At 62.8% G+C, this 24,866-nt stretch carries 21 protein-coding genes and 3 pseudogenes; 21 read left to right on the top strand and 3 right to left on the bottom strand.

All coding sequences use genetic code 11. The features are described 5' to 3' along the window. Positions 1–20: 20 nt before the first annotated feature. The 4 genes from A9K65_RS21850 (at position 21) to A9K65_RS21835 (ending at position 5,453) form a co-directional block, all read left to right on the top strand. Entirely contained in the window at positions 21–1,010 is a 990-nt protein-coding gene (locus tag A9K65_RS21850) for an ABC transporter permease (RefSeq protein WP_064994904.1), read from the top strand. Next, the gene (locus A9K65_RS21845) at positions 1,010–1,924 is read left to right on the top strand and encodes an ABC transporter permease (protein ID WP_064994905.1); all 915 of its coding nucleotides are present in this window, start codon (positions 1,010–1,012) and stop codon (positions 1,922–1,924) included. Before A9K65_RS21850 ends, A9K65_RS21845 begins: the two co-directional genes overlap by 1 nt. Further along, the gene (locus tag A9K65_RS21840) at positions 1,921–3,792 is read left to right on the top strand and encodes an ABC transporter ATP-binding protein (protein ID WP_064994906.1); all 1,872 of its coding nucleotides are present in this window, start codon (positions 1,921–1,923) and stop codon (positions 3,790–3,792) included. Before A9K65_RS21845 ends, A9K65_RS21840 begins: the two co-directional genes overlap by 4 nt. Before the next feature lie 77 nt (positions 3,793–3,869). Beyond that, positions 3,870–5,453 carry a GMC family oxidoreductase N-terminal domain-containing protein gene (locus A9K65_RS21835; RefSeq protein ID WP_198327523.1) on the top strand — a complete coding sequence of 528 codons (1,584 nt, stop codon included), beginning with the start codon at positions 3,870–3,872 and terminating at the stop codon, positions 5,451–5,453. Between the two features lie 281 nt (positions 5,454–5,734). On the opposite strand, the pseudogene A9K65_RS21830 reads toward A9K65_RS21835, so the two are convergent. After that, positions 5,735–6,779, bottom strand: a pseudogene (locus A9K65_RS21830) (alpha-hydroxy acid oxidase). A gap of 245 nt (positions 6,780–7,024) precedes the next feature. Between A9K65_RS21830 and A9K65_RS21825 the strand changes: the two are divergent. Then, a complete protein-coding gene (locus A9K65_RS21825; RefSeq protein WP_157678548.1) occupies positions 7,025–7,216 on the top strand; it encodes a TetR/AcrR family transcriptional regulator in 192 nt (63 codons plus the stop codon). Positions 7,217–7,428: 212 nt separating this feature from the next. On the opposite strand, the pseudogene A9K65_RS36060 reads toward A9K65_RS21825, so the two are convergent. Then, a pseudogene (locus A9K65_RS36060) lies at positions 7,429–7,791 on the bottom strand (monovalent cation/H+ antiporter subunit A); the annotation flags it as partial. Positions 7,792–8,014: 223 nt separating this feature from the next. Here A9K65_RS36060 and A9K65_RS21815 point away from each other — a divergent pair. From A9K65_RS21815 to A9K65_RS21715, 16 genes and pseudogenes are all read left to right on the top strand, one after another. Further along, on the top strand, positions 8,015–8,671 hold the full coding sequence (locus tag A9K65_RS21815; RefSeq protein WP_064995264.1) for a cytochrome c3 family protein: 657 nt from the start codon (positions 8,015–8,017) through the stop codon (positions 8,669–8,671). Then, positions 8,655–11,630: a TAT-variant-translocated molybdopterin oxidoreductase gene (locus A9K65_RS21810; RefSeq protein WP_064995253.1), complete on the top strand. Its 2,976-nt coding sequence runs from the start codon at positions 8,655–8,657 to the stop codon at positions 11,628–11,630. Before A9K65_RS21815 ends, A9K65_RS21810 begins: the two co-directional genes overlap by 17 nt. Continuing rightward, entirely contained in the window at positions 11,623–13,002 is a 1,380-nt protein-coding gene (nrfD, locus tag A9K65_RS21805) for an NrfD/PsrC family molybdoenzyme membrane anchor subunit (protein ID WP_064995254.1), read from the top strand. The genes A9K65_RS21810 and nrfD overlap by 8 nt, the downstream gene beginning before the upstream one ends. Next, a complete protein-coding gene (locus tag A9K65_RS21800) occupies positions 12,999–13,529 on the top strand; it encodes a DUF3341 domain-containing protein (RefSeq protein WP_084016186.1) in 531 nt (176 codons plus the stop codon). The genes nrfD and A9K65_RS21800 overlap by 4 nt, the downstream gene beginning before the upstream one ends. Continuing rightward, positions 13,526–14,068: a cytochrome c gene (locus A9K65_RS21795; protein ID WP_064995255.1), complete on the top strand. Its 543-nt coding sequence runs from the start codon at positions 13,526–13,528 to the stop codon at positions 14,066–14,068. The genes A9K65_RS21800 and A9K65_RS21795 overlap by 4 nt, the downstream gene beginning before the upstream one ends. After that, entirely contained in the window at positions 14,065–15,222 is a 1,158-nt protein-coding gene (locus tag A9K65_RS21790; protein ID WP_064995256.1) for a hypothetical protein, read from the top strand. Before A9K65_RS21795 ends, A9K65_RS21790 begins: the two co-directional genes overlap by 4 nt. After that, positions 15,215–15,742, top strand: coding sequence for a hypothetical protein (locus A9K65_RS21785; protein WP_064995257.1), 528 nt, complete (start codon positions 15,215–15,217; stop codon positions 15,740–15,742). The genes A9K65_RS21790 and A9K65_RS21785 overlap by 8 nt, the downstream gene beginning before the upstream one ends. Before the next feature lie 107 nt (positions 15,743–15,849). Next, on the top strand, positions 15,850–16,611 hold the full coding sequence (locus A9K65_RS21780) for an SCO family protein (RefSeq protein ID WP_064995258.1): 762 nt from the start codon (positions 15,850–15,852) through the stop codon (positions 16,609–16,611). Further along, positions 16,608–17,600 carry a cytochrome c oxidase subunit II gene (gene coxB, locus A9K65_RS21775; protein ID WP_064995259.1) on the top strand — a complete coding sequence of 331 codons (993 nt, stop codon included), beginning with the start codon at positions 16,608–16,610 and terminating at the stop codon, positions 17,598–17,600. The genes A9K65_RS21780 and coxB overlap by 4 nt, the downstream gene beginning before the upstream one ends. Next, positions 17,597–19,240 (top strand): cytochrome c oxidase subunit I, encoded by a 1,644-nt coding sequence (gene ctaD, locus A9K65_RS21770; protein WP_064995260.1) that lies wholly within the window; start codon positions 17,597–17,599, stop codon positions 19,238–19,240. The genes coxB and ctaD overlap by 4 nt, the downstream gene beginning before the upstream one ends. Further along, positions 19,237–19,875 (top strand): cytochrome c oxidase subunit 3, encoded by a 639-nt coding sequence (locus tag A9K65_RS21765; RefSeq protein ID WP_064995261.1) that lies wholly within the window; start codon positions 19,237–19,239, stop codon positions 19,873–19,875. Before ctaD ends, A9K65_RS21765 begins: the two co-directional genes overlap by 4 nt. Positions 19,876–19,883: 8 nt before the next feature. After that, positions 19,884–20,141 (top strand): cytochrome C oxidase subunit IV family protein, encoded by a 258-nt coding sequence (locus A9K65_RS21760; RefSeq protein WP_198327521.1) that lies wholly within the window; start codon positions 19,884–19,886, stop codon positions 20,139–20,141. Positions 20,142–20,644: 503 nt separating this feature from the next. Continuing rightward, positions 20,645–20,812 (top strand): annotated as a pseudogene (locus tag A9K65_RS21750) (IS3 family transposase); the annotation flags it as partial. Positions 20,813–21,076: 264 nt separating this feature from the next. Further along, positions 21,077–21,331: a hypothetical protein gene (locus A9K65_RS21745; protein WP_064995263.1), complete on the top strand. Its 255-nt coding sequence runs from the start codon at positions 21,077–21,079 to the stop codon at positions 21,329–21,331. 743 nt (positions 21,332–22,074) lie between these two features. Then, on the top strand, positions 22,075–22,641 hold the full coding sequence (locus A9K65_RS21735) for a hypothetical protein (protein WP_064995514.1): 567 nt from the start codon (positions 22,075–22,077) through the stop codon (positions 22,639–22,641). Between the two features lie 1,686 nt (positions 22,642–24,327). After that, on the top strand, positions 24,328–24,669 hold the full coding sequence (locus A9K65_RS21715) for a hypothetical protein (protein ID WP_064994817.1): 342 nt from the start codon (positions 24,328–24,330) through the stop codon (positions 24,667–24,669). A gap of 16 nt (positions 24,670–24,685) precedes the next feature. Here the strand turns inward: A9K65_RS21715 and A9K65_RS35275 are convergent, their stop codons facing one another. Beyond that, complete coding sequence (locus tag A9K65_RS35275) at positions 24,686–24,823, bottom strand: hypothetical protein (protein WP_157678546.1); 138 nt, start codon at positions 24,821–24,823, stop codon at positions 24,686–24,688. Positions 24,824–24,866 lie beyond the last annotated feature (43 nt).

Genomic DNA, 24,866 nt, shown 5'->3' with positions numbered 1-24,866 from the left:
TCCTTTGTGAGCCTGCCGAAATGCTTTTCGCCATAGACTTCTTCGTTCGCCGTCTCGCGCAAGGCGTGATTATCGTGGCGGGCATCGCCCTGTTGATCTTCACCCTGCTACGGGTGGTGCCCGGCGACCCAGTGCGGCTGATGCTCGGCCCGATGGTTTCGCAGTCCGTGGCGGAGCAGACGGCCAAGGAGCTCGGCCTGCGTGATCCGATAATCGTCCAGTTCGGGCGGTATATGACCCAGATCGTCCGCGGCGATTTCGGTCGATCCTTCGTGCGCAGCGCCCAGGGCGGCAGCACTGGAGGCTCACGCGGCGAATCAACCTTCGATGCCAGCAACCGGGCGCCGGTCATCGAGCTGATCGGCGCGACTTTGCCCTACAGCCTGCTGCTTGCGGGCCTTGCCTTCCTGATCTCACTGTCGATCGCGGTTCCGCTCGGCATCTGGGCGGGCCTTAACGCGGGCAGGGCGCCCGACCGATTCGCGCTCTACCTGAGTTCGGTCCTCGTCTCGCTGCCCAATGTATGGCTCGGACTGGTGTTCATTTATCTGTTGTCGGCCAAGACGGGCTGGCTGCCGGCAATCGGCTACGAGAACTGGACCTATGCCATCCTGCCGGCCTTGGTCCTGGCGGTGGAACTGATCCCGATCATCGTCCGGTCGCTCTCGGTTTCGGTCTCCTCCAACCTCCTCGAGCCCTATGTCTATGTTGGCCAAATCCGCGGGTTGACGCGACGGCGCATGATCTCGGCGCATGTTCTGCGTAACTCCGGGATACCCCTTCTGAACGTGTTGGGCATTCAGGCGGTCGGACTGATCCTCGGCTCGCTGTTCGTCGTCGAATACCTCTTCAACTATCCGGGGATAGGCCTGCTCATGATCAATGCGGTGTTCCAGCGCGATTTCCCGATCATCCAGGCGATCGCGATCTTCGCCTGCGCCGGGCTCGTCGGTGTGAACATCCTCGTCGATTTCGCTTCGACCACGATCGACAGAAGGCTCCAGTACTGATGTCCGAACACACCATCGTCGAAGAGGACGTCAGCGTTCCCCAAAAAGCCCGAAGCCTCGGCGCTAATATCTTCCTTCAGGCTTTCAAGACGCCGGAGTTCCGGGTCGGGGCGGTAATTTTCATCGCCGTGATCCTGCTCTCGGTCGCCGCGCCGGGCCTGCTCGGACTTTCCGCGACGAAGTTCAATGTCGGCCTGAAGTTCTCGCCCCCCTGGCCTGCCGAAGGCTCGGTCTGGCCTCACGTGATCGGCACCGATCAGCTCGGCCGCGACCTGCTCGCGCGTTCGCTGATCGGCCTGCGGAACGCGCTGATGATCGGTATTACGAGCGTGGTGGGCATGTTCGTGCTCGGTTCGGCCGTCGGGATGCTGGCCGGCTATGTCGGTGGCTGGACCAATCTGATCCTAATGCGCATCACCGATGCCCAAATGTCGATTCCGGTGATCATCCTGGCCATCACCATCCTCGGCGTAACGCGGCCGACGCCGCTGACTGTCATCCTCGTCTTCATCCTCGCGGGATGGCCCGGCTACGCCCGCGTGGCGCGCAGCGTCACCATGTCGGAACGGCGCAAGGAATATGTGCGTGCGGCCAAAATCCTGGGCGCATCGGACCTGCGCATATTGCTGGTGCATATCGCGCCTAACATCCTGCCGCCGATCGCGTTCGTCGCCGTGCTCGACGTCGCGCGAATGATGATCTTCGAAGCCATCCTCGGCTTTATCGGCATCGGCATCCAACCGCCCACGCCTACATTCGGGACGATCATCGCCGACGGCACCAAGTATCTCCTAAATGCGTGGTGGATCACCACCATTCCCGGCCTGCTGCTGGCGATATCGCTGTGCAGCATCAACCTCATGGGGGGTGCCCTTGAACGCTCCCGCAACAAGCTACTCCAAGGTGTCGTATGAGCGGGGAGAGTGCCAGCATTATAGAGGTTTCAGGCCTGTCGGTCGATTTAGCGCTGCAAGGCGGCGCAAGGCGCGCTGTTCTTCGGGACGTCAACCTCTCGGTTTCCCAGGACGAGGTCCTCGGCATCATCGGTGAAAGCGGCTCGGGTAAGACAGTCCTGTCGCGCGCACTCGTCAACTGGATAAGTCCGCCGCTGGTCGTGACCGGTGGGACGATTGCCTACCATGGCCGCAACCTGTTCGATCTCGCGCCCGCCGAGATGCAGAGACTGCGAGGGCGCAAGGTGGCCTATATTGGCTCCGACCCCGGCAGCGCGCTCGATCCGACCATCCCGGTCGGACAACAGATCATCGAGAAGCTGCGCGCCGTCGAGCCAGGCATTTCGACGGCGGAAGCAAAGGCGCGCGTGCTTCGTATCCTCGACGCGGTCCGCATTCCTTCGCCAGCGCAGCGCTTCCAAGAATTTCCTTTCCAGTTCAGTGGCGGGATGATGCAGCGCGTGCTGATCGTCGATGCCCTGGTCACCAACCCTGACCTGCTCGTCGCCGACAACATCACGCAGCCGCTCGACGTGACCGTCGCCGCCCAGATTCTTCGCCTGCTGAGGGATCTCCAGCGCGATTTCCGCACGGCGGTCATCTTCGTCTCCTCGGCGCTCGGTGTCGTTAACGAGATCGCAGACAACGTCCTTGTGCTCGCCGATGGCCGCGTGGTCGAGTGCCAGGAGACCCGTAAACTGATCGACGACCCCCAGCACAACTATACGCGCAACCTCATCAAGAGCGTGCCGCGCATCTGGGACGCCGAGCGGGTCACCGCCGCGCCGGCCTTGGCCAAGGACGACACACGCGAGATCATCCTTTCGGTCCGCGACGTCTACCGTTCCTACGCAACCAAGGACCGTGAGAGGCTGTTTGCGTATCGGGTCGTCCAGGCCGTCCGGGGCGTCTCCTTCGATGTCTACAAAGGCGATAATCTCGGCATCGTGGGCGAATCCGGTTGCGGGAAGTCGACGCTTTCGCGTCTACTCAGCCGCCTCGAAGCACCCAATCGCGGCCAGATCCTGTTCAAGGGCCAGGACATCGCGCATCTCGGCCGAAAGAAGCTGCTTGATCTGCGCCGTCGGTTCCAGCTCCTGCTGCAGGATCCCTACAACGCCATCCCGCCACATTTGGCCATTGGCCGGACGATCGCCGAACCGCTGCGCATCCATGGCGGAATGAGCGCCAAGGAGATCGGGGAGAAGGTCGCCTACACGATGAACGAGGTGGGGTTGCGCCCCGAGTTGACGGACAAACTGCCGGTAGGACTCAGTGCGGGCCAGCGGCAACGCGTCAACATCGCCCGCGCCATGGTGCTGGACCCGGAACTGCTGATCCTCGACGAGACGCTGTCGGCACTCGACCAAGTGGAACAGGGCAAGCTGCTCGACCTTTTCGAGCGCCTGCAGGCCCGCCACGGCATGACCTACATCTATATCTCGCACGATCTGAGCATGGTGCGCCGCGTCTGCAATCGCGTGGCCGTCATGTATCTCGGTCGCATCGCCGAACTCGCCGGCAACGAGGCGACTTTCTTCGATTCCGGCCATCCCTACACGCGGGCACTGCTCAGTGCGGTTCCGGCGATCGAGCACAAGCCCTACGACGCGGCGACCTATCTCATGGAAGGCGAGCCGCCGGACCCCATCGACATCCCTTCCGGCTGCACCTTCCGCACACGCTGCCCGTTCGCTTTTGACCGCTGCGCAACGGAAGATCCGGCGCTGCTGAAACGAAGCGACGAGGATTATGCCGCGTGCCATCTCGTCGAGGCCGGCTTGTCGGCCCCAAGGCTGATGCCGGCGGTCGATCTGAGCGGCCCGTAACAGCGGCTCAGTCCAGACCGCGCCAGGCCCCCTTACCCCGGCGCGGTGCCCCACAATCCAGATGAGGCATGCGTATCATGGAATTCGACTATATCGTCGTTGGTTCGGGCAGTGCGGGTTCACCGCTCACCGCCAGGCTTGTCGAAAAGGGTGCGAGCGTCCTTCTCCTCGAAGCGGGCAAGCGCGAGAAGCTCCACCTGACGCGCATACCGGCTGCGCTCATGTATACGATCGGTAACAACCGCTACGACTGGAACTATGTGACTGAGCCGGATCCCAGCCGCAACGGCCTGCGGGAATCGTGGCCGCGAGGGCGCGTGCCCGGCGGATCTTCGGCCATCAACGGCATGATCTTCATTCGCGGCGCCGCTGCCGACTACGACGCTTGGGAGGCGTTGGGAAACAAGGGGTGGGGCTGGAGTTCGGTTCTGCCATATTTCCGCAAGATGGAGACTGCCGATAACGATAAGGATAACGCCTATCGCGGTGGCATGGGACCGTTACGTGTATCAGCCCTGCGATGGAAGCACCCCTTATCGGCCAAATTCATCGACAGCTTCGTGAATGCTGGCGTGCCCCTGAACGCCGACCTTAACGGAAGGTCCCACGAGGGTGTCGCTTGGAATCAGGGCTCCACCAGAGGCGGCATTCGTCATTCGGCATTCGACGCGTTCATCGTGCCTCGCCTCGGTGACGCCAAGCTCACATTCATGGACGATGCGTTGGTTGAGCGCATCGTGCTGGAAGGCAATCGGGCTATCGGCGTCGACATCCTGCGCGGCAGCCAGAAGATGCAAGCCAAGGCACGGCGCGGCGTAGTCTTGTCGGCCGGATCCATCAACTCGCCGCAGATACTGATGCTCTCGGGCATCGGCGATCCGGACCAACTGGTCCGCCATGGGATTGGCGTGCGGGTCGCAAGGCCCGAGGTCGGCCGCAACCTGATGGAACATCCGGGCCTCTATGTCCGTGCGGAGATGGACGTCAAGACGGGGAATGCCTTTGCATCGCCGATCGGACGGGCAAAAGCGTTCGCCGAATGGATCCTTTCGCGAAACGGCGTGTTGAGCGTGCCCACCGCCCAGGTGCTCGCCTTCCTGAAATCCACGCCGGACAGGGAAATGCCGGACCTCCAGTTTCATCTCTTCCCCTTCGGATATTTCAACGACAACGGCCGTTTGCACGTGCCGACGCGCAACCTTGTTACCATCCTGGCCAACGTCAACTATCCCAAAAGCACCGGCTACCTCGAGCTTCGTTCCAGCGACCCGCGACAGTCGGTGGCAATCTATCCGCGCTTGCTCGACCATCCACACGATATTGCCTGTGTGCTGCGCGGCTTGGATTGGATACGGAAGCTAGCCTCGACGCCCCCGTTCGGCAGCCATGTGCGCGAACTCATCGACGTGCCGGCTGAAGGCGCGGGGCCTGCGGCGGACGAAGCCTATGCGCGCAAGGCCACGGTGCCGTTCCTGCATCCGGTGGGCACTTGCCGGATGGGACCAGACGAAAGCGCAGTCGTCGACCCGCAGCTTCGCGTACGGGGCACCGAAGGGCTCTGGGTCGCGGATGCCTCGATCTTCCCGCGTCATATCGCCGGCAACACCAACGCGACGGCAATTATGATTGGCGAGCGCGCGGCCGACCTCATCCATCCCTAGCGGAGAAACTGGTACGAGGCGCAGACGCGACTAAGAATTCCGCGCCGCTCTCGACCGCTTTATGGCGGACGACGTCGCCTGCCAGAAACGTTGTGCCGAGGCAGCCGAGTCGCCCCACGGCATGGGCGGCAAGCAGCCGCACAGGGCGTAGGCCCGAAATTGTGCGCAATCCTTCGGCTGGCCGGGGCCGCCTTCTCCTCGGTGCCACACAGTGGCAGTCGTCGCGACGTGAGGGGCGGCGGCCGATACCACCGCGACGGCCGCCATCCGGCCAAGCTTCGCTAATCCAGCACCCGCTCGTCGACTTCATCGATACGTCGTGTGCCGGTCTGCGCCATGGTGACGGACGGTTCCTTGCGAGGGATCTCGATGGCGGTCGCCACCGGACTCTCCGCCGGCCCCAGACGCCTGGCCGGACCGCACGCCGCCGTCGAACAGCACTTCCGTTTCGGAGCCTACCGCTTCAACGATTTTCGGTAGCTTCGAGATCGTTGAGGGCGCGCCATCCAACTGCCGGCCGCCATGATTGGACACCACGATCGCGGTCCCACCCGCCTTGCTGCCAGTACGTGAATCGTCCACGTCGAGAATGCCCTTGAGGATGAGCTTGCCGGGCCAGATGCTCCCGATCCACTCGCGTTTTGCCAGTTGAGCGTGGAATCGAATTGATGCGATACCCAGTCCCCCAGTTCCTCGACGCCTTGCTCGCCTTTCACATGGCCGGCGAGATTGCCGAACGTTTAGCGCTTGGCGGTGAGCATTCGCCAGGCCCAACCGGGTTTGGTCGCTATGTCGAGAAGATTGCGCACGGTCAGAGACGGCGGAACCGAGAGCCCGTTCTTGATGTCGGCGCGGCGCTGTCCCAGCACCTGCAGGTCGACCGTGAGCACCAACGCGCTGCAGCGGGCAGCCGCTGCGCGCTCGACGAGCGAACGCACGAAGCCGCGGTCCTTCATCACATAGAGCTGGAACCAGAACGGCTTATCGACGGCCTCTGCAACGTCCTCGATCGAGCAGATCGCCATCGTTCCGAGCGTGTAGGGGACACCGGCAGCCTGTGCGGCGCGGCAAGCGAGAATCTCCCACTGCATCCCGCCAATGCCGATCGGTGCCGATGCTATTGGTAGCGATGCCTTTTAGCCGAGGATAGTTGTTCCAGTGTCCCGTCGCGAGACGTCGACCAGCAAACGCTGGCGAAACGTCAGGCGCTCCAGATCGGGCGCTGTTGGCGCGCAGCGTCTGTCCGGAATAGGCGCCGGCCTCGACACAGTCGAAAAAGGCTCGCGGAACGCGGCGGCGGGTCACCTGACAGAGGTCCTCATGCAGGTCAGGAGCGCAGGCGCCGGTGAAGCCTTGGTCCGGTCGCCCAGGGTTGTGGCTTCCGTGAATTGTTGGAGATCGGGCACTGCGGTGATCAGCCTGTCCATTCTCGGCTCCCAACGAATATTAGACAATCGCTGGTCCATTGAATGTCGAGACCGCACGGATATGAACTCATTATCGAGTATACATTCATCGGCGTTAGCTCCGTGCGCCGATCCTCCGACCAGACCAGGCCAGCGATATTGCAGGTGGCTTTCAAGCCCTTTCGCCGCCGGGGATTCTTTCGCGTCGGCATGGACGAGACCGCAAGCACCGCTGGCATCACCAAGAAGACCCTCTACTACCACAGCAAGGACGGCATCGACCTGTCAGGAGGTGCGGAGCAACTGGTCGACAAGCTCTTCGGTGGACTGGCCACATGGTCGTCCAAGCCACCTTAGGCGGGGTCGGGATTACGCGGCTGGCAATCGAGCTTGCCCATCTCTCGGGGCATCCCGCGCGTTCGATGGCGCGTCAGCACAAGGCGCTGATGGAGAAGCACTTGGCGACCTGCTCGCCGAAGCTGACGTGCCCGCGAGCGGGCGCGCGAGGTGTTCCTGCTGATAGAAGGGCGATGGTCATGATCCTGGTCCATGGCGACGCTTACGATGAAGCGGGCACCTCTCCATGAGACCGCCACCAACACGCGCTCGAAGACGCGCTGGCCCCTGAGACGGCGGAAGTAGGGAAGGCCGTCCTCGCAGCGCGCCAGATAGTCCTTCAGCAGCAGATAGAGGATTGCGCCACCGGCAAGGGCCAACACGCTCATGAACAGAGGAATTGTGAACCCGTGCCAGATAGCCAGACTGTACTGTGGCGTCGCGGGTCCCAGGACGGAGGTGACGGCGGTGTGGAGGAACGGTCCGATGGTCAGGCCGGGAACGGTCCCAACCAGGAGGCAGGCAAGCACAAGAAGTTGGATCGGAAACCGCATGAAAAACGGCGGTTCGTGAGGCTTGCGAGGCAGATCGCCCGGCAGCAACCCGTGCGCTACAACAGCCATATCTTTCTTCCAGCTGGTAACGAACCGTGACGGATTCCAAACGCCTTAACCGGCGATCGCTTTCGCGCGAAATGTCGGAATACGAGTTATTTTGATCACCTTCCCGTGAGCAATCTACCGGCTCCGGAACTTCCGCGGGGCCTCTCAGTTGGGCGCCATCACGTCGGTCCAAGTTCAAATCATTCTGGGCGAGGGGATGCCGCAAATCTTTGCAAGGAGCGCCAATGGCATCACCCGGTTCGTGCTGTGGGGCGGGGTGTGCACCATGCTTCTGGTTGCGACCGCCGGCACGGCGCTGCTGCGCTCGAGCTTTTTGACCGGCGTTGGCGAGGCAGCGGCACAGCCGGTCCCTTTCAGCCACAAGCACCATGTCGGCCAGCTCGGCATCGATTGCCGCTATTGCCATAACGGCGTTGAGACGTCCAATTCAGCCGGGCTGCCGGCGACCGAAATCTGCATGACCTGTCATTCGCAGCTCTACACCAATGCCGCCATGCTAGCGCCGATACGCACCAGCCTTGCCAGGAGCCAGCCGCTGCATTGGCAGAGGGTCAATTCGGTCCCGGACTTCGTTTACTTCAATCATTCCATCCACGTGAACAAGGGCGTCGCCTGCGAGACCTGCCACGGCGCGGTCGACGAAATGCCGTTGACGGCGCGGGCCGAGCCGCTGAGCATGGAATGGTGCCTTGCCTGCCACCGTGATCCCGAGCCCAATCTGCGGCCGCCGCAGGACGCTTTCCTGATGCACTGGAACCCGCCGGACGACATCGCAAGAATCCGACGGTCGCTCGTCAAGCTGCTTGACGTCCATCCCGAGACCATGACCGACTGCTATGTCTGCCACCGCTGACAAGGATGCACCCGCAGGCGCTGCCGGTTCGCGCCGTTCATCGGCCGCCGGCGATCTCTGGCGCAGCTTGGACGAAATGGCCGGTACGCCGGATCTCGGCCGCTTCATCGAAGCCGAATTCCCTTCCATCGCCGAGCGCCTGCCGCAGAATCTCGACCGTCGCACGCTTTTGAAGCTCGCTGGCGCCTCGCTCTCGCTGGCAGGCTTGACCGCCTGCGGCCGGGCTGAGGACATCGTGCCGTATGTGCGCCAGCCGGAGAACGTCATTCCCGGCCGGCCACTTTACTATGCGACGACGCTTTGCAGCGGCGGCTACGGCATCGGCGCCGTCGTCGAGAGCCACGAAGGCCGGCCGACCAAGGTGGAAGGCAACACCGATCACCCCGCCTCGCTCGGCGCCACGGATGCCGTCATGCAGGCTCAAGTGCTGGCCCTGTTCGATCCGGACCGCTCGCGTACCCCGCTGAAGAATGGCGAGCCGGCGCCCTACAGCGATTTCCTGGCGGATATGGCCAAGCTCACCTCTGACTGGACGGCTTCGGGTGGGAAAGGCGCGGCGCTGCTCATCGAGACCGGCACTTCGCCGACGATGAAGGCGCAGATCGACGCGCTTCGCAAGCAATATCCGAAACTTCGCATCTATCGCCACGATCCGCTTGCCGCGACGGCCGACGAGGAGGCCGCGACGAAGCTGTTCGGCCGGGCATTGACGCCACTCTACCGCTTCGACCGCACCCAGGTGATCTGCTCGCTGGACGCGGATTTCCTCGGCGAAGGGCCGGGTGCGCTCGCCTATTCGAAGCAGTTCGCGGCGCGAAGGCGCGTGCGTAAGCCGGGCGACGCGATGAACCGGCTCTATGCGGTGGAGTCGACGCCGACCATCACCGGCGCGGCCGCCGACCACCGCAGGGCGGCAAGACCAAGCGAGGTGGAGGCAATCGCGGCTGGACTGAATGCCGTGCTGGGCGGTGCGGGTGATGCGGCCGCAGCCGACCGGCAATGGATTGCCGCCGTTGTCGACGATCTGAAGGGCGCCGGCCGCAACGGCTTGGTCTTGCCCGGATCGCAGCAGACCGCGTTCGTCCACGCGGTGGCGCTGGCCATCAACGGCCGGCTCGGCGCCTTCGGCAACACGATTGACCTCATCGAACCGCCGCATGCGGTCCCTGTCGATGGCGACCTATCCGATCTCGGCGAGGCGATCTCGGATGCCGCAATCGACACGGTCGTCGCGCTTGGCGCGAACCCGGTACACACCGCGCCTGCCGGCCTCGATGCGAAGAAGACGTTCGGATCGCTGAAACTGCTTGTCCATTTTGGCCTCTACCGCGACGAGACGGCGCTCCTGGCGCAATGGCATGTGCCGGCCGCACACGATCTTGAAAGCTGGAGCGACCTGCGCGCCTTCGACGGCTCCGCCTCGATCGTGCAGCCGCTCATCCTACCGCTGTTTGGTGGGCGGACGGTGCACGAAATCCTGGCGGCCCTTGCCGGCACGTTCGATGCCGACGCGCTGATGCTGGTGCGCCGAAATTGGGCGCAAAGCTTGGACGATACCGCCTGGCGCAAGGCTTTGCGCGACGGCGTTGTCGCGGGCACCGCTGCCGTTCCCGTCGCAGTCCAGCCGCCGGCCGACCTCGCCGGACTGCGGCCGCGCGCCGCGCCAGCCAAGGAGGTGGAAATAAGGTTCACGGCCGATCCCTTCCTACGCGACGGCCGCTACGCCAATTCGGCCATGCTGCAGGAACTGCCGCGCCCGCTGACGAAGGTCGTCTGGGGCAATGCGGCTCTGGTCTCGCCGGGGACGGCCGCGCGCCTGAAGCTTGAGAACGGCCGCACGGTGAACCTCGACCGCAACGGCCTCAGCCTCGATGCGCCGGCCTGGATCGTGCCCGGCCATCCGGACGACACGGTGACGCTCTCCTTCGGTTTCGGCCGCAAGGCGCCCGGTGCGGTGGCGCCGCTGGCGGCGGGATACGACGCTTTCCTTTTCAGGACCGCCGACGCGCCTTGGTTCGCTGACGGCGTCGCGCTCTCGCCGCGCGACGAAACGCAGCCTGTCGTCACCACCCAGCATCACCATGCGATGGAGGGCAGGCCGATCGTGCGCCACGCCTCGCTGGCGGAATTCGCCAGAAATCCGGATTTCGTGCGCGACGGCGTGCCGCCGGCGCCGGCCGAGTCCATTTATCCGGACTGGACTTACCACGAAGAAGCCTGGGCCATGTCGATCGACCTTTCGGCCTGCGTCGGCTGCATGGCTTGCGTCGCAGCCTGCCAAGCCGAGAACAACATAGCCACGGTCGGGCCGGACGAGGTCGCTCGTGGCCACGAAATGCACTGGCTGCGCATCGACCGCTACTATGCAGGGGAGCCGGAGGCGCCGGATACCTATTTCCAGCCGGTGCCGTGCATGCATTGCGAGAAGGCGCCGTGCGAGGTCGTCTGTCCAGTCAATGCCACCGTGCACACCCATGATGGGCTGAACGCGCAGGTCTACAACCGCTGCATCGGCACGCGTTATTGCTCGCAGAATTGCCCCTACAAGGTGCGCCGCTTCAATTTCCTTGACTATCGCGAGTTCGACAAGGGGGAGGCCGGCCCCGAGCAGGCGGCGCGCAATCCCGACGTTAGTGTACGCTCGCGCGGCGTCATGGAAAAATGCACCTACTGTGTACAGCGCATCAGCGAAAAGCGCATCCACGCGCAGATCGAGAACCGCCCGATACGGGACGGTGAGGTGGTGACCGCCTGCCAGCAGGCCTGCCCGACGAGAGCAATCATCTTCGGCGACCGCAATCTCACCGACTCCGAAGTTTCGCGGGAGAAGGCGGCGCCGCAGAGCTACGGGCTTCTGGAAGACCTGAACACGCGTCCGCGCACCACGTATCTGGGCCGGATCAGCAATCCGAATCCCCACCTCGCCGGCGCTTCCGAACCGGAGCCGGGCAATGGCTGAAGCGGCCACTCCCGCCCGCACGAAAAAAATGCCGCGGCGCCCGCCGGTGCTGGCCGGCCGGCACGATTTTCCCGAAATCAGTGGCCGCATCGCCTCCGTCGTGCTCGATGGGCAGTTGCCGCGCTATTTCTGGGCGGCATTTTTCCTTTGTTTCTTGCTGGTGCTGGTCTTCTTCTACTCGGTCACTTACTTGGTTGTAGTCGGCATCGGCGACATTGGGCTCAGCATCCCAGTCGCCTGGGGCACGATGATCTCCAACTTCGTCTGGTGGATCGGAATCGGCCATGCTGGCACACTTATCTCGGCCGTGCTCCTCCTGCTGCGCCAGCCCTGGCGCGCCTCGATCAACCGCTTTGCCGAGGCGATGACGCTGTTCGCCGTGGCGATGGCCGGACTCTACCCCATCCTGCATCTCGGCCGGCCGTGGTTCTTCTACTGGCTCTTGCCGCTGCCCAACACGCATATGCACTGGCCGCAATGGCGCAGCCCCCTGGTTTGGGATTTCGCGGCGATCGCCACCTACGCCACCGTGTCGCTGCTGTTCTGGTATATGGGCCTGCTGCCCGACCTTGCTGTGCTGCGCGACCGGGCGAAATCGCGCAGCGCGCAGATCTTCTATGGACTTCTGGCAATGGGCTGGCGCGGTTCTGCCTTCCATTGGGCGCGCTACGAGCAGGTTTACTATTTGATGGCGGCGCTTGCGACGCCGCTGGTGGTGTCGGTGCATTCGATCGTGTCGCTCGACTTCACCTTCGCCATTCTGCCCGGTTACCATTCGACGATCTTCCCGCCCTATTTCGTAGCCGGCGCGCTCTATTCCGGCTTCGCCATGGTGCTCACCATCGCGATCCCGCTGCGCTGGGCCTTCTCGGTCCAGGACCTGATTACGCCGAGGCACATGGACAATGCCGGCAGACTGATGCTCGCGTCCGGCATGGTCGTGTTGTACGGCTATGTTACGGAGGCCTTTTTCGCCTGGTACTCTGGCGAGGCTTACGAGCGAACCATGATGGCCGAGCGCGCCTTCGGCCCCTACGCACCGTTCTTCTGGGTGATGCTCGCCTGCAATTGCGGCGTGTTGCAACTTCTCTGGTTCCGCCGCGTGCGGCTCAATATGCCGGCGCTGTTCGCGATAGCGCTCATCATCAATCTCGGCATGTGGATCGAACGCTACGTCATCGTCGTCAGCGGCCCGAGCCGCGATTTCCTGCCGTCCTCCTGGGGCGAGCAGTCGCTGACCTGGCTGGATTTCGGCATATTGTTCGGCTCTATCGGAACCTTCTTCGCGCTGGTTTTCTTGTTCGTCCGCATCCTGCCAGCGATCACCATCTTCGAGGTCGAGGAATTGGCGCAGGAGGGCAGGGGGCAATGAGCCTCTACGGCGTCATCGCTACCTTCGCCGATGCCGACGCCCTGACGGCTGCTGCCCACGACATGCGCGATCGCGGCTACAGCCGCATGGATGCCTTCTCGCCCTATGCGGTGAAGGGGCTGGCCGAGGAGGTACTCGGCATGAGGAAAACGCGCCTGCCCTGGGTGGTGCTGGCCGGCGGCATCCTCGCCGCGCTGTTTGCTTACGGACTGATCCTGTATTCGGTAGAGATCGACTACCCGGTCAATGTCGGCGGACGGCCGCTGCATTCCTGGCCGCCCTTCGTCGTCATCGCCTTCGAGGCCGGCATTCTCGGTGCGGCGACGGCCGGCTTCATCGGTGTGCTCGCCGCCAACCGGCTGCCGCAATATTACCACCCTGTCTTCAATGCGCGGAGCTTCACCTATGCGCAGGGCGGCAAGTTCTACCTGCTGGTCGAGGCGGCCGACCCGAGATTCCGCAAAGCCGTCGTCAAGGGGCAATTGACCAGACTGGGCGCCGAAACGGTCGAGGAGGTGGAGGCGTGAGGCCGGCGTTCGCCCTCGCGCTCGCGGCCGCGCCGGCGCTTGCCGGGTGCCAGCAGCAGATGGCCGACCAGCCGCATTACGAGCCGCTGGAGGCGAGCAGCCAGTTCGCCGACGGCGCCTCGGCGCGCATGCCGGTGTCGGGCACGGTGGCGCGCAACGCCGAGCTTGCACCGGTGCCGGATGCCATCCCGCAACCGGTCACCATGGCGCTGCTGAACCGTGGTCGAGAGCGCTTCGATATCTTCTGTTCGCCCTGTCACGGCCGCACCGGCGACGGCCACGGCATGATCGTTCAGCGCGGCTTTCCGGCCCCGCCGACCTATCATCAGGAGGCGCTGCGCCGCGCGCCCGACCGTCATTTCTACGATGTCATCACCAACGGCTACGGCGCCATGTATTCCTATGCCGCGCGCGTTCCCCCGGCCGACCGCTGGGCGATCGTCGCCTACATCCGCGCGTTGCAGCTTTCCCGTCGCGCCGCCGCGGCCGATTTGCCAGAGCCGCTCCGCACCAAACTCAACGCGGAGGCGACGCAATGAAGATCGGCCTCGACAGGATCGACCGGCCTTTCCGCTGGATGCTTGCCGTAGCTGCCGTCGGGCTGCTGCTGTGTATACTCGGGCTGCTTCTTGGCGCGCAAGCGACGATTTGTGGATGGGTCACGATGGCCCTTTTCCTGCTCGGCCTGTCGCTCGGCGCCATGACGATCATGATGATCCACGGCCTGACCGGCGGCCGCTGGGGCGATGCCGCACTACCGCCGCTGAGAGCCATGGTCGCGACCCTGCCGCTGGCGCTCGTACTACTTCTTCCCGTGCTGGTCCGACCCGACTTCGTCTTCCCCTGGGCTGCCGATCCTGCCGCTCTAACCGAGACGGCGCGCCACAAGCTCGCCTATCTGAATGTGCCCTTCTTCCTCGTCCGCTTTGCAGTGTGCGTCATCGTCTGGTTCGTGCTGGCCTGGTTCCTGCTGGGCCCGACCGCGACCGTTCCCGTCAAGACTGCCCAGCAGCGCCGGGCGAGAAGCATGGGCTGCGCCGCCGGGCTGGTGGTTCACGGCTTTGCCGTTAGCGTCTTTTCCACAGACTGGATGCTGTCGCTCGAGCCTAACTTCTATTCGACCATCTACGGAATGCTGGAAGCCTCAGCCGAGACGATCGGGGCCTATGCGGTGGCCGTGCTGGTGCTAGCCGCGCGACGTTCGATCGAGACCATGCCCGGTGGCGCGGAGCGCGTGGCGCTGAGCGAAGACGTCGCCAATATGCTGTTCGGCCTGATGCTGACCTGGGCCTACCTCGCCTTCATGCAGTGGCTGATCATCTGGGGCGGCGACTTGCCCGTCGAAATCCACTGGTACATAATGCGCACGCGGAACGGCTGGCAATTCGTGCTGTGGCTGCTGATTGCCTTGCAGTTCGTGCTGCCTTTCGCGGGCTTCCTCAGCCGCGACCTGAAGCGCAGCCATGCTGGCATCGTCTGGCTTGCCGCCATCACGCTCGCCGGACATCTTGCCGATGTGCTGTGGCGCGTCAGGCCGGCATTCGCAGGCTTTGGTCTGAGCTGGCCGGATCTGGCGGCGCTCGCCGGTGCCGGCGGGCTGTGGACGGCGCTCTTCGTGTTCGCGCTTCGGGAGCCGGAGCGCATCGCCGCCTGGCGCGAGCGGCTGGCGCGCGGGAGGTTCGCCAATGGCTGACGAACCTCGTTATCCCGAAACGCGGGACGTAGCGTCGCGCGCGCTGCTGCTGTTCGGTGGCGGGCTGGTGCTATTCCTGGTCCTCACCGTGGTCGTGCTCAGGCTGATCTTCGACACCAATGCTTATTGGCCTCTGCCCGGCGCGGCCTGGCAGGGCAATGAGGCGACGCCGGCCATGCAACGCTTCCCGGCGATCGACCTCGCCGCCTTCCGTGATCGCGAGGACAAGGAACTGGCCAAGCTCGGCTGGGTCGACCGCGCCGCCGGCATCGCCCGCATTCCCATCGGAGATGCGATGGAACTGGTGGCCAGGAACGGCCTGCCGGACTGGTCGCGGCAACTGCCTGCTCGGGTTGGGGAATGCGCTTTTCTCGGCGAAAACGTGCCCCGCGCGCCGCAGGCGGCGCGGTGCCAAGGCCAAGCGGGGCAGGGCGAGGCGAAGCAAGTCCAGCCAATGCAACCGCAGGACGGGGTGTCGCAGTCAGGGATTGCATTGCCGCATGGTGGAGCGCAGCCATGATGCGGTGGTTGCTCCTCCGATGGCTATCATGCGAAATTGGTGCCTGCTCTTTTGCGGAAGGTGCACACCCACCCCTAACTTGTCCACACAAGAGGGAGGAGCTAGGGGTGGGAAAGCGCCTAACTGCGGCCCTTGCGCTCTTTTTTGCAGTCCTCACGGCCGCCCAAGCAGTCGAACGCCCCGCCTTTGATCCGAAGATCGGCGCGCAGCTCAGCCTGGACAAACCCTTCCGCGACCAGTCCGGGGCGACGGCCACGCTGGGCGACATCCTCGCCGGCCGGCCGGCGCTGCTCATCTTCGGCTACGACAGATGCCCGAACCTGTGCGGACTTACCCAGCAGGCGGTCGCTTCCGATCTCAACAAGACCGGTCTCGACCCCAGTAACTACCGCGCTTTGTTCGTCTCCATCGACGTGACCGAGACGCAGGAAGACGCTGCCGCCGCTCGCGCCGGGGTCGCTGACGCTACCGACGCGAAGGGCCTCTCTGCCTGGCGCTTCCTCACCAGTCCCGACGGCGCCGCCGCGGCCCTGGCGGCGCAGGCCGGCATTTCGTTCGACACGCGCCCGCGCATCGACCAATTCGTCCATCCGATCGCGGTTCTGGCGCTCACTCCCGGCGGACAAATCGCGCAGGTGCTGCCGGCATTGAGCTTCGAGCCGCGCGACTTGAGGCTGGCGCTGGTCGAGGCGTCGGCCGGCAAGCTTGGGTCCGTCGCCGATCACGTCTTCCTGCTATGCGCCGGCTTCGACAGTTCGAAAGGCCAGTATACGCCGGCGATCTGGGCGGCGCTAAAGCTCGGCGCCGTCGCCACGGTGCTGGCGCTCGCCACCGCCGTCCTAGCTCTTTCCTGGCGGAGGCGGGCATGAGCTTCAACGTGCCCTTCGTTCCGCAGGAAGCCTCCTCGGCGGCGCCGCAGGTTGACGCGCTGTTTTATGCGCTGCTCGCCTTCAGCCTGGCGCTCGGCCTGCTCCTGACCTGCCTGGTCGTTGGCTACGCGGTCAAATACCGCGCCGGCTCCAGCGCCGATCGCACCGGCGAGCGTATGCGCACCCTGCCGCTGGAGATCACCTGGACCACGGCCAGCCTGCTCATATCGTTCGCCTTTTTCGGCTGGGGCGCGGCGCTCTATGTGCGCGGCGGCCACCCGCCACCCGACGCCATACAGATCGCCGGACTGGGCAAGCAGTGGATGTGGACTTTTCGCCATCCCGGCGGCCAGCGCGAGATTAACGAGTTGCATGTGCCGGTCGGCAAGCCGGTGGTGGTGTCGCTTGCCTCGCAGGACGTCATCCATTCCTTCTTCGTACCGGCCTTCCGGGTCAAGCAGGACGCGGTGCCCGGTCGCGCCACCCATGTCTGGTTCACCGCCACTAGGCCCGGCCGCTATCATCTCTTCTGCGCCGAATATTGCGGCACCCAACACTCGGAAATGGGCGGCTGGATCGACGTGATGGCGCCCGAGCAATATGCGGCGTGGCTCTCCGCCCAGGGCGAGAGCGAGTCGCTTGCGCAGGGTGGCGAAAAGCTGTTCCGCGCGCTCGGCTGCTCCGGCTGCCACGGAAACTCCAGCAAGGTGCGCGCGCCCGATCTTGCCGGCGTCTTCGGGCGGCCAGTGGCGCTCTCCGACCGACAGACGGTGGTCGCCGACGAGCGCTACCTGCGCGATTCCATCCTCAATCCCATGAAGGAGGTCGCTGCCGGGTATCAGCCGGTGATGCCCAGTTTCGAGGGGCTGGTAGACGAGGCCGAGCTGCAGATGCTGGTCGCCTACCTGAAATCGCTGTCGCCTAAAGGCGGAGCAGGTGCGGCGGGGCCTGCGGCCCAAGGCGCGGCGCAGCCGGAGGCGGTGCAATGACGAGCGAAGCGATGCAGGCCCAAAGCTATCTGGAGGAGGGCGCCGGACCGGCCGCCTGGCTTCTCACCACAGACCACAAGCGCGTGGCCTGGCTCTATCTAGTGGCGATCACCGGCTTCTTCTTTCTCGGCGGCGCCTTCGCCGTGCTGATGCGCATCGAACTCGCCTCGCCCGCAGGCGACCTCGTCTCCGACGACGTCTATAACCGGCTGTTCTCGCTTCACGGCATCATCATGGTTTGGTTCTTCCTGGTGCCGTCCATCCCCGCCACGCTTGGCAACTTCCTGCTGCCGCTGATGATCGGTGCGCGCGACCTCGCCTTTCCGCGTCTCAACCTGGCGAGCTGGTACGTCTTCATCTTCGGCAGCCTGTTCGCGATGTTTGCGGTGCTTGCCGGCGGCGTCGACACCGGCTGGACCTTCTATACGCCGCTCTCCAGCATCTATTCCGACAGCTACGTCTCGACCGCCGCCTTTGGCGTCTTGATCGTCGGCTTCTCCTCGATCATGACCGGCATCAACTTTATCGTGACCGTGCACAAATTGCGCGCCCCGGGCCTGACCTGGTTCAGGCTGCCCATTTTCGTGTGGACGCTCTACGCCACCGCCCTGGTGATGGTGCTGGCAACTCCGGTGCTGGCCGCCTCGCTGATCCTGATCGTGCTGGAGCGCGTCTTCGGCCTCGGGATCTTCGATCCCGACCTCGGTGGCGACCCGCTGCTGTTCCAGCATCTCTTTTGGTTCTACTCGCACCCTGCGGTCTATATTATGATCCTGCCTGGCATGGGGGTTGTGTCGGAAGTCATCCCCTGCTTTGCCCGCCGACCGCTATTCGGCTACAAGGCGGTGGCACTGTGCAGCATGGCGATCGCCATTTTCGGCTTCCTGGTCTGGGGCCACCACATGTTCGTCTCCGGCCAGTCGGCCTACGCCGGGGTGATCTTTTCCTTCCTTTCCTTCATCGTGGCCATTCCTTCGGCGATCAAGGTGTTCAACTGGGGCCTTACCCTGCGCAAGGGCGAGATCAGTTTCGAGACGCCGATGCTGTTTGCGCTGTTCTTCATTGCGCTGTTCACCTTCGGAGGGCTGGCCGGGCTGTTCGTCGCCTCGCTGGCGGTCGACGTGCACCTCCACGACACCTACTTCGTAATTGCCCATTTTCACTATATCATGGTCGGCGGCATGGTGATGGCCTTCATGGGCGGCATGCATTTCTGGTGGCCGAAGATGACGGGCCGCATGTATTCCGAGACGGCCGGTCGCATTGCGGCCGCCGTTAGTTTCGTCGGCTTCAACCTCACTTTCTTCCCGCAATATGTGCTGGGGTTTCTGGGCATGCCCCGGCGCTACCACACTTATCCGCCGGAGTTCCAGTTCTGGCATGTTCTGTCTTCAGCGGGCGCCGTGGTGCTCGCGATCGGTTATCTGATGCCGCTCTTCTACCTGACCTGGTCGCTATTCCGAGGCCGGCGCGCCCCGGACAATCCGTGGGGCGCCACCGGGCTCGAATGGCAGACAAGCTCGCCGCCGCCGCCGCACAATTTCGCCGAAATGCCGGTGGTGACCAGACCGGCCTACGACTACCCGATGAAAGGGCTTGGAGAAAAGCGCACCGATCCGGCAGCCGGGGTGGTCTTATGAGCGCCTCGACCGAAAGCGTCGCCTTCAAGTCGGGCGAGCGCGAGCGGGCCGCCGATGCCTTCGGTATGTGGGTCTTCATCGGCTCCGAGGCGATGCTGTTCGGCGCCATTTTCCTGATCTTCTTCGTCGCCCGGCTGAGCTACGGCGCCGCCTTCGCCGAAGCCTCCAGGCACTTGTCACTGATGCTGGGAACGATAAACACAGCGGTGCTGATTACCTCCAGCTTCGCCATGGCGCTGGCGCACTTCTTCACCTCCGGTTCGCGCTGGCGGGCAGCCGGCTGGTCGCTGGCCGCGACAGCGGCGCTGGGCGTCGTCTTCCTGATCATCAAGGGCACCGAATACGCGATGGAGTTCCATGAGGGGATTGCGCCGGTGCTGGGCGCGCCCTTCACCTATCGGGGCGCCGACCCGGTGCATGCTGCCTTTTTCTTCAGCCTCTATTTCGCGATGACGGCACTGCATGGCCTGCATCTGTTCTGCGGAATTGTAGTGGTCTGCGGCACGCTGGCGCTGTGGTGGCGAACCGAGGCCTCGAGCCGAGCCCGGCGCGTGCAGGCGGTCGGCCTCTACTGGCATTTTGTCGATGTCGTCTGGGTGTTTCTCTTCCCCGTCCTCTACCTGATCAACCGCTGAGCTCCGTCGTGACCGAAATCCGCAAACTCGCCTCTGCCTATGCCGGCCTTCTGGTGCTCCTGGCGCTCACTGTCGGCTCCTCCTTCATCGATCTCGGCGGCTTCAACTCAACCGTCAATCTTGCGATCGCCGCGGCGAAGGCAGTGATTATCGGGATCTCATTCATGCATTTGTCCCGGGCGGCAGTGCTTCCGCAACTCGCGGTCGCTGCTGCAGCGCTTTGGCTGCTCATCTTGTTCGGCCTAACGCTGGTGGGCAGTGGATGAAAGTGCGGAGACTGCGATTTTAAAGACGCCAAACAGCCGTGAAGCTATTCCGATCTTAATCCCATCAGCTCTGACCGATCCAGGCGACGAAGTCGTCCTTCTGCGCCCTTCCATCGAAAGGTGGAATCTGGTGCAGCGGCTAAAAACGGCGACCGAATGATGGAACTGGCCGGATACATCAGCTGGTTACGGAACACTGTGTGCAAAAAACGCACAAGAAAGTTCTGCTTCTCTTCTTTTTTCGTTCCTACGAGGGAGCCGCCGATAGCTCTTTCGGACGCTCTTCTGCCGACGATATTGACCGCCCCAATGCGAATGTTCGCCGGTGTATTCGTAAACCTCATTGTCCGCAGCGCCGTTCAGTCTGCTTGGGTTTCCTAGAAGCTTTTCGAATTTTCTGTCTTGCGGCTCCCGACGAGATGCGGGCCCTTCTTGAGGAGGTCGGGGTGTCTGGATCCGCTGTGGTGCAACCTTGATCCAAGCATTTATGGGGGTTCGAGTCGTGCCTGGCACTGATCGTTGATACGTCTCTCTCCGGCATCCGGGTCGCCCGCGAATTGGACCGGCTCATCACCGAGCGCGGCCGGCTGAGGATGATCGTCAGCGACAATGGCAGGGAGTTCACCTCGAACGCCATCCTCTCTTGGGCGGATCAGAACCGCGTCGAATGGCAAGTTCGCCAAATGCCTAGGTCAAAAGGTTCGCAGAAGCTATCGCAGGCTGAAATTCAGCGCCTTGTGGCGGCATCCGTTTTGAGGGGATCGCTGCAACGAGGATAATAATCCTATATTCCGAAGTGGGTGACCAGAGGGCTCGCTGGGGTCACCTCTCAGGATGACTTGCGCAATTACTAATTTAGTGAAACGTTAAATGCTTCTAGAGAGTAGACGCGAGAGACCCGGTCGGTCCAGTTAATGGGGCGGCATTGAGCATAAATGTTTTTTCCGCGATTCCTGATCGGGATGTTCGCCACTTCGACCGTGGCGGCGATCTGGATTTATCTAGCAACCGGCTCGTTCTGGAAGTCGCTTGCATGGACATTGCTGATCTTGATCATTTTCCAGGTGGGATATCTCGTATTCTCATTCGCGCTTTTCTACCAGTTTGGGACGAAGAGAACCGAAGAAAAACCAAACACTGCCGAGCCTACCCGTCGGGACGGTGGTGTCTCATCTGAAGGCGGCCGATGATGGTCCCGGCTAATCCAGTACGGGCACGTAAATTAGTGTTTGGTTGAAAGCGCCGCCACACAGTCTTCCAGGATGGCCAGGCGAAACCGGAGCCACTTTAATTCTTGGCCGACTTGCGCCAGCTTTAACATACCGGCCGAGCTCGCCACTCTTCGCCTCTGCTCCTCTTCCAAAGACGAGATTTTCACGCGCAACTCGAAGGCTTCTGTAGCCTTCGAGTTCCTAACTAACATCCGGGCACGCATATCCAACCCCACGCAGAAGAAACGTCGCCCTGAAATCGCACGGGCTGCGTTAAACTCTGGCGTTCAAATCATCGAGGATTTTAGTGATCACTAAAATAATGATCGATGCACCGAGGTATGTAGATTTCCATTGCATTGTGCGCGCCATCCATGAACTTCGTGGAAAAAACTCACAGTTGGGAAGACGACGAATGAGCGCAGGGGATCGTGCGCAAGCTTCGCCCCCGCAAGGCCCAGCGATGGTTGCGGGCGACCCTTCAGCATTGACAAACCTTATTGGTGAACTCGCCGGGCGAGGCCCCCCAACTACTGCCTCAAGCCCGACGAACTGCCGGGGATCAGCCGGCAACCGCCTTCGGTGCAAGACGGGTGCCAGCACTTCCGTCCTGAAGTGAGACAAACGGAGACCACCATGCGCATCTGACGGAGCGACCAGGCAAGGGCTGGGCGCCATGGGCGAAGGGTGCCGGCGAACACGACATCGAGAAAATCTGGTGGATGGCTCGGGTGTTGCATTTCCCGAAACTGAACTCGAGCGCTTGGTTCGACGGCAGCGAACTCGACGGCATCGCTCATTGGGGCTTCCGCAGCGAGAAGTGGACCATGAAGGCGAAGCCGGCCGACCGGCAACCGCTGCCCGAGGTCTACGGGCTGGCGCGGGAAGCGCAGAAGCCGGCCGAGGTCGATCTCTTCCGGGCAAGGGCGAATGCGCGCTTCCTGCTGGCCACAGGCGGGCGTCAGCACGCGCAAGGTGCATCGCCGGCGTATGATGGCGGCCGGGGGAAACGCGCTGGTGAGACCTATTTCCCGACAGAACCTATCGCCTTCTCACGCCTTGATATGGCGGATCGACTCCTATCGATCGTACGCCCTCATCTGTTCGGCCGATGTGCCAGCCAAAGTAAGGCGTCAAGTTGCAAATGTGATCCAGGGTCACCACCGAACAGCCCCTTTTGCCAGTCGCTAAATGGGCTGATCAACAGCCCCAGCGGGCTGATTCCGGTGGGGCAGCCGCCACCTCTAGGAGGGCCATCTCGGCTTACCTCGGAGGCGGGATTTGGTTAGCAGCGCGAGGGGTAAGGCAATGCCGAGCGGGGTTTTAATTCCGGTTACCGTCACAATCGACGGGGTCAAGAAGACATTCCCGTCGCTCACAGATTTGGCACTCCATGTAGGTTCAAATCCGACTGCGCCGGTTGCTTGGCGTAGTCGCAACTCCGACCGACCAATTCAGGACTGGGTGGATAAGCAGCTCATGCGTAAAGTCAGCAGGGCAAACAATGTTGAGTAATCCCTCGCATGGGCGCGCCCGCTGTTCACCTAAAGACCCTGGCTGTTCTTACGTTAAGTAAGGCAAAGTTGCCGGCGAGGCCCGCCTATTCGGAAACAGGTCCGCCGCTCACGCGATAGGTGATTCTTGGCGCTATGCCGTCCCGCGATGGGTCATATTGGCTGGGACTGAAATCGCTTTGCTGCTGTGGGGTTGGGGCACGGGGAAGCTCTGCGACTCGCCAATGGGACCGCGAGCCTTTTTAGTGTGCTAGCTCTCCTTCGCCACGGTGCTCCATGCAAAATCAGTGCGAAGGCTGACGCATCCTGGCGAAGCCGAAGCCTCCATCTTTGCCGCAGCCGGGGTGCTCGCACGTATGATTGTCGACGCTTCGTCGATCGCGCGGGGCCGCTGTCATGCCTTCGGCAGCCGGGATGGTTCATCGCTCATGGGGGAAAAGATTCCACAAGCGTCTTGACGCGCAAGGAATATGTTCCTTTTTTGTTCTGATGGCGCACGATCCCGCACACATGCTTGTGAAGGCCGAGTGCAGCTGCGGCAATGTCCGCTTACGGCGGCGGTGTCGATCCTATGAGGTAGAAGTTCGACTGGAACCGCTGCAGACCGCAGATCAAGATCACGCTTCTCGAGGCCCACCCCGAACACCTGCCGAAGCCTGATAATCCACAAGCCGACGAAGATCGACGGCCAAGATCGTATGGCACACCGAGAGATTCGGATGGAAAATGGCCAGGTCAAAAGGTTCGCAGAAATTCGCAGACTGAAATTGAACGCTTTGTGACAGCAGCGGAAGCGCTGCACTTGAGCATCGTCAAGCCGTTATATATTGCAAGCACTACCGGCTGACGCGCGTCCTGCATGAGGCGCTGTCTAAAGCCGTGCGGGAAGTGACCGGGAAGGAAGTCCCGTTCATCCGGCGGAACACCACAGGACCGGTGAGCCCGCCCCATCTGGACTCCAAGCCTTAGGAGTCGCATTCTCCCACCGGGCGTGGGCATACAGGGGCAGAAGGCTTCCAAGCCTATAAGGCGACGTAGGCGTTCGCTGTTAGAGCAGCGGGCGCTAATCCCTGTCGTGCTTTGCGGCGTTGCCGGGGCAATATACCGCAGTCCGTACAGCATCCTCTCCCCACAGTGCATCGTCAGGGCGGCGGCATTAGCGCGCCGGGCGGCTGCGCCATCAAGGGGCAACATTAGCGTGACAGGCGAGCGCATCTACCACATGCCAGGGCAGCGACATTACACCGAAACGGTCGTCAACTGGCCAAAGGCGAGCGCTGGTTCTGCTCTCAATGGAAGCATGGTGGGCAGGATGGCGGAAGTCGAAGGTATGATGCGGCCTTATACGGCGGAATCGGCAAAAACGTCTGGTTGGGTGACGGCGCGCAGAGAATTTTAGCAATCGGGAACGTACGGCTCCTGCGGGAGTTTCTCGGGTGAAGGGACCTCAGGGAGGTTGCTATGAGAAAACTGTTCCTTGCTTCGGTGATTGCCATCGCCTGCGCCGCAGCCACGGTTGTGCCTGCGGATGCACACTTCGGTTCTGGCATCAGCTTTTTTGGTCCGTTCGGGGGCTTCGGTCCGTTCGGCGGCGGCCCGTTTTACCGCGGTGGCCCCTTCTACGGCGGAGGTCCGTTTTACGACTATGGCGGCCGCTATTACGGCCCCCGCTATCCTGCCTACGTGGCCCGCTACCCGCATCGCTACTATTACCGGCATCGTCACCATTGCCGCGTGAAGTGGGTTAGGCACTGGCACCATCACCACCGGGTGCTGGAACGCGTTCGGGTTTGCCGGTACTGACAAGGCCGGATTGGCCCTAGCGCCCGTCCTTCGCCTTCGCACAGGCGTTAGCTTGCCCCATGCCGGAATGCTTCGACGGGTCGGGCGTGTAGATCAGATCGACATTGCGGCTTTGGCATTCACTGCACATGCGTGGGAGCAGGTCGTCACGCATGGCTGGCGTCTCGGCGCCAAGCGGAGCTGCTCGCAGTCAAATT

The sequence above is a fragment of the Mesorhizobium sp. WSM1497 genome, assembly GCF_001672455.2.
Lineage (GTDB): Bacteria > Pseudomonadota > Alphaproteobacteria > Rhizobiales > Rhizobiaceae > Mesorhizobium > Mesorhizobium ciceri.
This window is presented reverse-complemented; position numbering and strand designations above follow the sequence as displayed.

Coding starts and splice junctions, on each gene's coding strand:
- A9K65_RS21850 (WP_064994904.1), top strand. CDS start 21: ATGCTTTTCGCCATAGACTTCTTCGTTCGCCGTCTCGCGCAAGGCGTG.
- A9K65_RS21845 (WP_064994905.1), top strand. CDS start 1,010: ATGTCCGAACACACCATCGTCGAAGAGGACGTCAGCGTTCCCCAAAAA.
- A9K65_RS21840 (WP_064994906.1), top strand. CDS start 1,921: ATGAGCGGGGAGAGTGCCAGCATTATAGAGGTTTCAGGCCTGTCGGTC.
- A9K65_RS21835 (WP_198327523.1), top strand. CDS start 3,870: ATGGAATTCGACTATATCGTCGTTGGTTCGGGCAGTGCGGGTTCACCG.
- A9K65_RS21815 (WP_064995264.1), top strand. CDS start 8,015: ATGCCGCAAATCTTTGCAAGGAGCGCCAATGGCATCACCCGGTTCGTG.
- A9K65_RS21810 (WP_064995253.1), top strand. CDS start 8,655: ATGTCTGCCACCGCTGACAAGGATGCACCCGCAGGCGCTGCCGGTTCG.
- nrfD (WP_064995254.1), top strand. CDS start 11,623: ATGGCTGAAGCGGCCACTCCCGCCCGCACGAAAAAAATGCCGCGGCGC.
- A9K65_RS21800 (WP_084016186.1), top strand. CDS start 12,999: ATGAGCCTCTACGGCGTCATCGCTACCTTCGCCGATGCCGACGCCCTG.
- A9K65_RS21790 (WP_064995256.1), top strand. CDS start 14,065: ATGAAGATCGGCCTCGACAGGATCGACCGGCCTTTCCGCTGGATGCTT.
- A9K65_RS21785 (WP_064995257.1), top strand. CDS start 15,215: ATGGCTGACGAACCTCGTTATCCCGAAACGCGGGACGTAGCGTCGCGC.
- coxB (WP_064995259.1), top strand. CDS start 16,608: ATGAGCTTCAACGTGCCCTTCGTTCCGCAGGAAGCCTCCTCGGCGGCG.
- ctaD (WP_064995260.1), top strand. CDS start 17,597: ATGACGAGCGAAGCGATGCAGGCCCAAAGCTATCTGGAGGAGGGCGCC.
- A9K65_RS21765 (WP_064995261.1), top strand. CDS start 19,237: ATGAGCGCCTCGACCGAAAGCGTCGCCTTCAAGTCGGGCGAGCGCGAG.
- A9K65_RS21745 (WP_064995263.1), top strand. CDS start 21,077: ATGTTTTTTCCGCGATTCCTGATCGGGATGTTCGCCACTTCGACCGTG.
- A9K65_RS21735 (WP_064995514.1), top strand. CDS start 22,075: ATGGCTCGGGTGTTGCATTTCCCGAAACTGAACTCGAGCGCTTGGTTC.
- A9K65_RS21715 (WP_064994817.1), top strand. CDS start 24,328: ATGAGAAAACTGTTCCTTGCTTCGGTGATTGCCATCGCCTGCGCCGCA.
- A9K65_RS35275 (WP_157678546.1), bottom strand. CDS start 24,823: ATGCGTGACGACCTGCTCCCACGCATGTGCAGTGAATGCCAAAGCCGC.